This window comes from Salinactinospora qingdaonensis (assembly GCF_039539445.1).
Classification (GTDB): domain Bacteria; phylum Actinomycetota; class Actinomycetes; order Streptosporangiales; family Streptosporangiaceae; genus Salinactinospora; species Salinactinospora qingdaonensis.
Map to the genome: position 1 here is coordinate 22902 of NZ_BAABDD010000045.1, position 9331 is coordinate 32232.

Below are 9331 nucleotides of genomic sequence, written 5' to 3' on the forward strand. Positions count from 1 at the left end.
CACCGCGCGGGTGCCGTCTCAAAGCCAGTTGCGGCGCTTGAAAAGGATGTAGAGGGTGACGCAGACGACGCCCATGAGCGCCAGCGCGAACGGGTAGCCCCACTGCCAGTGCAACTCGGGCATGGCGTCGAAGTTCATGCCGTAGATCGTGCCCACCAGGGTCGGGGCGAACAGGATGGCCGCCCAGGAGGAGATCTTTTTGACCTCTTCGCTTTGGGTGTAGCTGGCGTGGGTGAGGTGCTTCATCTCCTCGTTTTGGGCCTGGCTGACCAGCGTGGCGTTGACGGTGAGGATGCTGCCCAGCATCTGGCGGAACCCGTCGACTCGCTCGGCCACGGTGGTGGCGTGGTCGGCGACGTCGCGCAGGTAGCGCTGCAACTCCTTGTCAGTGCCGTACTTGTCGAAGCCGGCGATCAGGCCGTCGAGCATGGACAGCAACGGGCGGGTCGCGCGCTGGAACTCGATGACCTCGCGGGAGAGTTCGTAGATGCGCCGAGAGACGTCGGGGTCGCCGGCGAAAACCTGGTTCTCGATCTCGTCGATGTCGTTTTGCAGCCCAGCGATCACCGGAGCATAACCGTCGACGACAGCGTCGAGAATGGCGTAGAGGACAGCTTCGGGGCCGCGGGCGAGCAGGCTGGGCTCCCCTTCCAGGCGCTGGCGTACGCCCGCCAGGTCGGGAGCGTTGCTGTGGCGCACGCTGAGGACGAAATCGGCCCCCACGAACACGTGGAGTTCCCCGAAGCGCACTTGCTCGGACTCGTCGAGGTAGCGGGCAGCCCGCAGCACCACGAAGAGCGTGTCGCCGTAGCGCTCCAGCTTGGGACGCTGGTGGGCTACGATCGCGTCCTCTACGGCCAACTCGTGCAGACCGAACTGCTCGGCAGCGGACAAAAGCTGCGACTCAGCCGGCTGGTACAGGCCGATCCAGGCCAGGGCGCCGGGCTGCTGGGGAACGCTGCGGTAGAGCTGGGTAAGGTTGGGCGTGCTCTCGACACGGTGGCCGTCGACGTAGACGGCAGCGTCGACGACGCTCTCCTCAACAGGCGGCGCGGTGGCGGCCTCGGCGCGCGGGTCCATGGAGTACTCGGGCGCGAGCGAGCCGGACTGTCGACGGCCATGCTGCTGGGTCGCGCGCCGGCTGGGCAGCCAACCGCGCACCCGCCGCTGCGACGACATGGGCTTTCCCCCAATACGAGTTCGGAGGCGGGCGAAGGTGCGGCGCGGCGTCGCCAGTGGGGGCGCGGTGCCGCTACCGGGTCCGTGGAGGTCGGCTCACGGGTGGCCTCACCTCCATAGCGGTCCAAAGTCCCGACTCGACAACCGTCAGGCTACCGGGTGTTACAGATGATGAAGGAATCCTCCTCGTCGCTTCATCCTCCCTTTCGGGCCGCCGGCACCGTGGGACGGTATGAAACCGCTGTACCGATTCCTGCTGTTCGGTGGCGGTGGTCGGCCCCAACGGCAGCGGCAAATCGACGCTGCTGTCGGTGCTCGGAGGGGTGCTCGCCGCTGACGGGGGCCACGTCCTGGTGGACGGCGGCCGACGTGGCCGCGCCCCGGACGGCCTCGGTGCGTGCGGCGATCGGGGTTGTGGGGCCGCACCTGCCGCTGCTGCGGGGCACGATCGCCGACAACGTGCGGTATGCGGCGCCTGAGGCTGACGGCCGGCGCCTGCACCGGGCGAGCCTCGACAGTGGCTTGGACAGCCTGCTCGCCCAGTTACCGCTAGGGCTGCAAACCCCGGTGCGGGAGAACGGCGCGGGGCTGTCGGCGGGGCAGCGCCAGCGGGCGGCGCGGGCGCTGCTGCCTCGCCTGCGGCTGTTGCCGCTCGACGAGGCCGACACCAACCTCGACCCGGCAGCCACCGAGGCGATGGATCGCGTGATCGCTCACTTCACCGGCACCGTGATCGTGGCGCCCCACCGCCCGCAACGGGTGGAGTCAGCCGATGTGGTGTGGCGACTCTCGCACGGGGTGCTGCGTGTCGAACACCGCCGTGGCAGCGAGGATAGATCCGTAGCGAATCGGGCATGACCCCTCCCGCGTGCACTCAAGGCACGCGCGCTAACGACCGACACAGCAACCACACAAGGAGCGTCAACGTATGCCCACGACTCGTACCGCGCACGCCGACTGGACGGGTGATCTCGCCGCCGGCCGCGGCATCGTGTCCTTTGACTCCTCTGGCATACCGCAGCAGGAAGTGACCTGGAAGGCGCGGGCCGAACAGTCCGACGGTCTGACCAGCCCGGAGGAACTGATCGCGGCGGCGCACTCCTCCTGCTACTCCATGGCGCTGAGCAAGATACTTGGCGACAACGGAACCGCTCCGGAGAGTATCCGCACGCAGGCCGACGTGACCTTCCAGCCGGGCACCGGCATCACCGGGGTCCACCTGACCGTGCGCGCCAGGGTGCCCGGCAGTTCAGCGGAGGACTTCGCCACGGCGGCTGAGAAAGCCAAGAGCGGATGCCCGGTCAGCCAGGCGTTGACCGGCACCACGATCACGCTCGACGCCGCGCTGGAGTAGTCCGGCGACACGGGCGGGCGGCCGGCGCCGCCCGCCCGCTTGGCGCGCCAGCGCCGGGTTTTCCCCTCGTGCGAGGTGACGGGTGGCGCGGGACCCGCGCGAGGCGCGGGTAGCCTCGTGGACCATGGGGACGCTGTTTCCGGCAGAACCGGTGACGGTGGCGCCCGGCGCGGTGCACCTACCGGGCTGGTTGCGCATCGAAAGCCAGCGCGAGCTGGTTGGACGGTGCCGCGATTGGGTGCGCGCCTGCGGGGGGATGCGTCACCATCGCACCCCGCGTGGGGGGACGATGAGCGTTGGCATGGCCTCGTTGGGGTGGTATTGGGAGCCCTACCGCTACTCGGCGACGCTGCCCGACGGCACCCCGGTCCCGGCCTTGCCTGCCCTTCTGGGGGAGCTGGCCCGCTCGGGGGTAGCCGCGGCCTTCGGGGACGAAGCGGCCGAGAGCCAACCCCCCTACGATGTGGCGCTGATCAACTTCTACGGCCCCGAGGCCAAGATGGGGATGCACCAAGACCGCGAGGAACGCTGTGCGGCTCCGGTGGTATCACTGAGCTTGGGCGACACGTGCGTGTTCCGTTTCGGCAACACCGAGACTCGCAGTCGTCCCTACACCGATGTGGAGCTGCGCGGCGGGGACCTGTTCGTCTTCGGCGGTGCGGCGCGTATGGCTTACCACGGTGTGCCCCGCACCCGTCCGGGCACGGCTGACCCGGCCACGGGTCTGGAGTCGGGCCGGCTCAATATCACTATCCGCGCCTCGGGGTTGAGCGCCTGAAGCGACCGAGCGCCCCGGTTCGGGAGTCGAGACGGTCGGCCCGGCCGGTGGAGAGCCGCCGAGTGCCCCCGTCGCAGTGGCCCTGCCGCGTGGGCGCTCGCGAGGTGCGCGGGGCGACCGGCCGCTCCTATGGGGCGGATCACAGTGTCATGGCTTTCCTGGGCAGAGCCAAACGTGTAACTTACTTTTTGTAAGTTACTTCTTTTAATGAAGCCAAAGCCGTGTGGTGCCTTACGGCCCCCACGCCCCCGTGAAGGAGACCAGCATGCCCACCGCCTTCGACCCCGCCCGCGTGGGAGACCTCGACCTGCGCAACCGGCTGGCCATGGCGCCGATGACCCGCAGCCGCGCGGGTGCGGGCAACACACCCACCGACCTGACGGCGCAGTACTACGCGCAACGGGCCAGCGCGGGACTGATCGTGACCGAGGCGATCCAGCCCAGCATCGTCGGACAGGGCTACCTTGACACTCCCGGCCTGCACAGCGAGGAACAGGTGGCTGCCTGGCGCGTGGTCACCGACAAGGTCCACGCCGAGGGCGGGAGAATCGTCGCCCAGTTGATGCACTCCGGACGCATCGGCCACCCCGACCTGCTTCCCGACGGGCTGATTCCGGTGGCCCCCTCCCCCGTCAAGGCCGACGCCAAGACGTTCACCAAGGACGGCCCCAAAGACAGCGTGGTACCGCACGAACTGAGCCCCCGCGAGATCGAGACGACGATCGACGACTTCGCCTCGGCCGCCCGCAACGCCATAGCAGCCGGATTCGACGGGGTGGAACTGCACGGCGCCAACGGCTACCTGATCCACCAGTTCCTCTCCTCCAACGCCAACACGCGCTCCGACCGCTACGGCGCTACGGTGACCAACCGCGTGCGCTTCGCCGCCGAGGTCACCCAGGCCGTGGCCGAGGCGATCGGCCCTAGGCGCACCGGGCTGCGGGTCTCTCCCGACAACACCCTCGTGGACATCGTCGAGGACGACCCCGAGACGCTCTACGCCACGCTGCTCGACCACCTCCCCGCGGAGTTGGCCTACCTGCACATCATGGAGGTCGGACGGCGCGACATCACCCAGATGATCCGCCGACAGTGGAACGGGGCGCTCATCGTCAACCCGCACCCGAGCCTGCCGATGGGGACAGCAACCCCTGAGGACATCTCCGTTGTCGCCGACGGGCTGGCCGACGTCGTCGCCTTCGGCTCGCTGTTCCTGGCCAACCCCGATCTGGTGCGGCGGCTGCACGCCGGCGGCCCGTTCAACGAGCCCGACCGCGCGACCTTCTACGGCGGCGACCACCGCGGCTACACCGACTACCCCACCCTCGACGCCACCGGCTGAGCCACCGGCGCGGCTGCCCGATCGGGCCGGTGGCACCTCGCACGGGGACGCGCTCGACGCGCTCCCCGTGCCGCCTCAACGCCTCAGCTCTTGGCGTGCTCCTCGCCACAGGCCTGGATCGCCGTCTCCAGCGGTACCCACGTATCAGCCCACTCCTGCAACGCCTCCACAGTGGCGCGCAGCGCGGCCCCCTTGGTGGTCAACCGGTACTCGACCCGTACCGGGGAGGTGTCGCAGACACAGCGCTCGATGAGCCCTTCCGTCTCCATCTCCCGTAGCCGCTCGGTGAGCACCCGGTCGGTCACCCCCGCGGCAGCCGACCGGATCTCGGAGAACCGACGGTGCCCGGAAAACAAGGCGCGCAGGATCGTGAACGCCCAGCGGCGGCCCAGGAATGTAGCGGCGTACTGGTACCGGGGACAGTACGAGCTCAACTCATCCACTCTCCCATGGTAGAGGGCGATTCGCCGGCAGGGCCGATCGAGCGACCAACCTCACCGCCGCAGCAGGTCGCGCACGTTGACCACGAGCAAGACGCCGACCATGAACACCATGGGCACCAGCAGCGTGATACGCCAGTCCCACAGGAACGCGGCGATGATCCCGGCGATGACGGCGGCCACCACCACGATGATGGCGCCCCCGGCCAGGAACGAGGCGAACTTGCGACGGGCGAAAGCGTCCACGGCGGCGAACAGCACCACCACCCCGAGGACAGCGGGCAGCACCAACGTGCTCCTGAGGAACAGCAGCGCCCCCAGGGCGACGATGAGCAGCGGTGTGCTCAATGCCGCCCATACATGCAGGAACCGGGTGGGGCGATGCCCAGCGGCGGCATAGGGGCGGTGCGGCGAACGCAGATGGGCCTGCGGCTCCTCGCGCAGCGTCTCGCGCCGCTCCAGGGCGGCACGGTGAATGTCGCTCTCGTCCGCCGTAACGGCGCGCTCGTGACAGATCTCGGCCAGCTCCCGCTCGGCCTGCTGGATCTGGGGAGCGTAGTCACGGGCGCGCGCTTGGGTATAGGCGCGACGGCTGAGTACCGTCCGGGCCACGGACAGCCGCCGCAACTCGTCACGGCGGCGCGTGATCTCGGCGTCGAGCTCAGTGAGCTTGGCCTCAAGGTCGGCCAGGTGTCCCCGCAGCTCCTCGCGGGCCACGGCGTCGTTAGGAGAGGTCTTGTGCAGACCGACCCAGGACAGCGGATCGGCCCATGACCAGCGCACCGTGCCGTCGCGCTCGTAACGCGGGCCGCTGGGAGCACGCTCGCCGTTGAACCAGTCGCGGGTGTCGCGCCCCCACAGGCCGCGGAACCCGCGCACCCAGGGGGTGGTGTCGTCGATGAGGACGGGGGTCCATTCCCGGTCGCCGCCGGGACCCACCCGTACCCCGTCGCCACGCGCGTAGTCGACGAAGGGAACGCCGATACCGTGGCGAACGATGGGGCTCGTGCTGGGCAGCAGCCGCTTGGTCAGCCGCCGCCACGCCCGCACCAGCCGGGTCAGGCCCGCGGGATCGACCTGGATGAGGTAGTCGCCGGGGAGCATCTGGTGGGAGTGCGAACCGGCGCCAACGAAGACCACGGGGTGGTCGCCCTCGCGGTGCAACTCGGGATCATCCCAGCTTCGCCGCAGGTCATCACCGGTGTACTCGTGAGAGGAAGCGCCCACCCACGCCGGCTGAAGTCCACCATCGGGCGTCTCGACCAGGTAGACCGTGACTGTCTCCCAGTCGGCCTCGTGGTCGTTGACGCCGCCGTAGGTGGAGCGCCAGTCGTTCATGACGTAGAAGTACCAGTATTGCAGGATGACGTAGCCGCCATCGCGTAGCACCCGGCCATAGTAGGTGGCGCCGCCGGTGTCGAGCCGGTCGCGGTAGCGGGTCGCCGCCGCGGCGGCGGCCCCGCCCGGTACCGCGCCTCGGATGAGAAGCGAGAGCTTCATGAGCACGTCGACCACCCGGCCGAGTACACCCACGGCGGCCAGACGCCCGCTCTTGGGGATCACCCGCCGTGTGGTGCGCTGATGGCGTCGCGCTTCAGCGCGCAGGGAGGACTCCTGCACAAAGCGCAAGTGTTGATCCTGGCCAGACCATTCCTGGGCGGCTCCGGCGAGTCGCTCGACCGTGAGCTCACCAGCGGGGACAACCTCGGCCTCTTTGCCGTCGGGCAGATCCAGCCACAGGCTACAGCAGGCGAGGTAGCCCTCGACGTCGGTGGGGAAGAACAACTCGCCCTTGGTGTAGCTCAACACCGGCTCATAGGCTCGAAGGAGCTCGATATCAGTATGCGCGCCCATAACGTCGCTGACCTTAACGGATTTTCAAGCATTCCCGGGAAGCAAGCGGCAACTGCCGGGCAAACCGGTGTGGACGTGATGCGCCCCAGTCGGGTTCGGGGCATAGCTTCCCGATAGCAAAGACGGCAGCCACCGACTTGCCGAACGCGCGGTCGGCGCGTGCGGAGTACCTGGCCGCGCCTCCAGCTTCGCCGGGAGACCGAGCGGTTGGAACCGTGGACCTCCGCCGCGGCCACACGCCGGGACGACGTGGCCACAGCGTGCCATAACTGCGGGATTCAGCAAAGAGACGATCCCCGAAAAGCGCGACGGCCGACGCAACGGCATCTGAGGGGGGCGAGAGCCCACGAGATCTGCGCGTATGAACGAACGGTGGCGCCCCGCACTCCTTCCCGCACCCGAGCCTGGGCTGCCCCTTCAAGGGGAGTGAGTCCACCTCAGCAACGTGAAACTTTCCAAATTTTCTCCTTTTGAGATGACAGGTAGTCCTTTTCCGAGTGTCGCCCGACTGCCCGATTGATCTATTCCGTACCCTCGCAGGTACAGCTCATCCCTTACGTCGAGCTGCATGGGACATCAGGGTGAGCCCGGGCGACGCGGGTGAAACGGGTGAAAAAAGATGGAAAGTTTGTTGGGAGCCAAACCACGACTAGAAGGATCGGGCGTGCTGCGTTTCCGCTATCTGGGGGCCAACGAGATCGAGGAGCTGGCTGAACTGTGGCACACGGTGCACCATCAGCACACCTCGACAGCCTCACACCTGGAGGATCTGATCACCTCCGTCGACACTGACGAGTCGTGGCGCCGCCGCCGGTCCCAGTACCTCGAATGGCTCGCCGAACCCGACACGCTGGCCGTTCTGGCCGAGCGGGACGGCGCGGGGGTCGGCTACGCGATGGTGACGATCCACCAAGCGCAACGGGGCTCCTGGGAGCGCGGCGAACGGGTCGCGGTCGTGCAGACGCTGTGTGTACACCCCCAGGCTCGCGGCACCGATGTCGGCTCGGGACTGCTGGAGGAGATCCGGCGTCAAGTTGGCGCCATGGGCGTGCGCGATCTGGAGTTGGCCGCCGTGGCAACGAACTCCGACGCGATCCGGTTCTACGAAGAAGAGGGGTTCCGGCCCTTCGTCACCACGATGGTGTCGCGGATCGGAGGCGTGGGCGCGCACGACTAGCCGCCGCGCCGCCCACTCCTCACGCCCTCCCCGAGCCGCTCAGTCTGGCTCCCCGGTCCGCGGCGGGACGCTCACGGTGTCCCCCGCCGCGGCCAAACGTCAGGGGCGAGACGTCAGGGGCGATGGGACGGCGATGGGACCTAGCCGGCCTCCTATACGGCCTCTCCTTCGGTGACAGCCCTCCGGCAGCGGGGCCAAACCGACCCCGGCTGGTCAGTGACGAGCGGCGAGCGCAGCCTCGGCCAGCAGCGGAGCGTGGTCGGCGTGAAGGCCGGGGCCACGGCCCGGCCGGAGGCGCCCCTGGCCTCGCTGTGCTGCGGATTCACGGTTTCCGGTGCTGCTACCTGCCGATGGTCGCCCCCGCTCGAGCGCGGCAGCGCGCGAGGCGGCGCCGGCGCGTCGGTCACGGCGGCGTTGGTGCTCAGCCAGATGAGGCCTGCAAAGCCGAGCTTGCCTGGGCGTGCCCAGAGATGTCGCCGAGCATGACGAGCCCAACTGGTAGTTGACGAACTTCTGGACGATGTCACCCGCGATACGGCTGGACAGGCGGAAGAAGGCGTCGTCGAATCGTTCGGCGGGGATCACGCCCCACTGGGCCCCGGTAGGAGGCGTCGCCGATGAGATCCAGCACGTCGCTGTCACCGGCAATGGCCGGCCCCTCGGCGGGGGTTAAGCAGGACGGGAACGTCGTGGATCTGTGCAACGGTGCTCGTGGCGGGTCAGCCTAGGTCATCGGGACGCGGCGGTACTAAGCGATTTTGTCGGGACGGGCACCGTGCCTGCCCCGGCCACCGTCCGCCCTGTCCGTGACCGTTCCCGCCGGCACCCCCAGCGGCTAGGACCGGCCCGCAGCGCTCCTCTGTCAGCCGTGCGGCCGTTGGTGGGGCGAGGGGCTGCCTGGCCCCCCATTACCTTTTAGGGAGTTCCGCAAGGGAACTCCCGGCCTTCGGGCCCGGCAGGACTGGTCCCCCCTGTCATCGATGATCCGGGGGGTGGTGTCACCGGGCACCGGAGGCACCGCCAGACCGCTGATAGAAGCACGATCCGCCCTGGGCAGGATCTTCGTAATGTGGATGCCGGCAGACGGTGCCCGCTGCGGCCGGGACGACGCACAAGCAGCCAGGAGTACACGTGGCCGACACCCCCGACGAGATCGGCGTCTACCTCGGCTTGGACGTGGGCAAAGGCCAGCACCACGCCCGCGGCG

Annotated in this window: 9 protein-coding genes and 1 pseudogene; 6 read left to right on the forward strand and 4 right to left on the reverse strand. The window is 68.6% G+C overall.

Annotation, left to right across the window (positions count from 1 at the left end):
- Positions 1 to 18: 18 nt before the first annotated feature.
- A complete protein-coding gene (locus ABD848_RS23660; RefSeq protein ID WP_344976965.1) occupies positions 19 to 1179 on the reverse strand; it encodes a magnesium and cobalt transport protein CorA in 1161 nt (386 codons plus the stop codon).
- A gap of 269 nt (positions 1180 to 1448) precedes the next feature.
- Here ABD848_RS23660 and ABD848_RS25150 point away from each other — a divergent pair.
- The 5 genes and pseudogenes from ABD848_RS25150 to ABD848_RS23685 all read left to right on the forward strand — a co-directional run.
- Positions 1449 to 1529 (forward strand): annotated as a pseudogene (locus ABD848_RS25150) (ATP-binding cassette domain-containing protein); the annotation flags it as partial.
- 19 nt (positions 1530 to 1548) lie between these two features.
- Entirely contained in the window at positions 1549 to 2037 is a 489-nt protein-coding gene (locus ABD848_RS23670) for an ATP-binding cassette domain-containing protein (protein ID WP_344976987.1), read from the forward strand.
- A gap of 70 nt (positions 2038 to 2107) precedes the next feature.
- Positions 2108 to 2533: an OsmC family protein gene (locus tag ABD848_RS23675; protein ID WP_344976967.1), complete on the forward strand. Its 426-nt coding sequence runs from the start codon at positions 2108 to 2110 to the stop codon at positions 2531 to 2533.
- Positions 2534 to 2657: 124 nt separating this feature from the next.
- The gene (locus tag ABD848_RS23680; protein WP_344976970.1) at positions 2658 to 3311 is read left to right on the forward strand and encodes an alpha-ketoglutarate-dependent dioxygenase AlkB family protein; all 654 of its coding nucleotides are present in this window, start codon (positions 2658 to 2660) and stop codon (positions 3309 to 3311) included.
- 265 nt (positions 3312 to 3576) lie between these two features.
- Positions 3577 to 4653 carry an alkene reductase gene (locus ABD848_RS23685; protein WP_344976973.1) on the forward strand — a complete coding sequence of 359 codons (1077 nt, stop codon included), beginning with the start codon at positions 3577 to 3579 and terminating at the stop codon, positions 4651 to 4653.
- A gap of 83 nt (positions 4654 to 4736) precedes the next feature.
- Here ABD848_RS23685 and ABD848_RS23690 read toward each other — a convergent pair whose 3' ends face one another.
- Both ABD848_RS23690 and ABD848_RS23695 read right to left on the reverse strand, forming a co-directional pair.
- Entirely contained in the window at positions 4737 to 5096 is a 360-nt protein-coding gene (locus tag ABD848_RS23690; RefSeq protein WP_344976976.1) for a winged helix-turn-helix transcriptional regulator, read from the reverse strand.
- A 51-nt stretch (positions 5097 to 5147) separates the two neighbouring features.
- Positions 5148 to 6947: an AAA family ATPase gene (locus ABD848_RS23695; protein WP_344976979.1), complete on the reverse strand. Its 1800-nt coding sequence runs from the start codon at positions 6945 to 6947 to the stop codon at positions 5148 to 5150.
- 619 nt (positions 6948 to 7566) lie between these two features.
- Between ABD848_RS23695 and ABD848_RS23700 the strand changes: the two genes are divergently transcribed.
- Positions 7567 to 8124, forward strand: a complete 558-nt coding sequence (locus ABD848_RS23700; RefSeq protein WP_344976982.1) for a GNAT family N-acetyltransferase — start codon at positions 7567 to 7569, stop codon at positions 8122 to 8124.
- Positions 8125 to 8337: 213 nt separating this feature from the next.
- Here ABD848_RS23700 and ABD848_RS25155 read toward each other — a convergent pair whose 3' ends face one another.
- The gene (locus ABD848_RS25155; protein ID WP_425567685.1) at positions 8338 to 8766 is read right to left on the reverse strand and encodes a DUF4180 domain-containing protein; all 429 of its coding nucleotides are present in this window, start codon (positions 8764 to 8766) and stop codon (positions 8338 to 8340) included.
- Positions 8767 to 9331 lie beyond the last annotated feature (565 nt).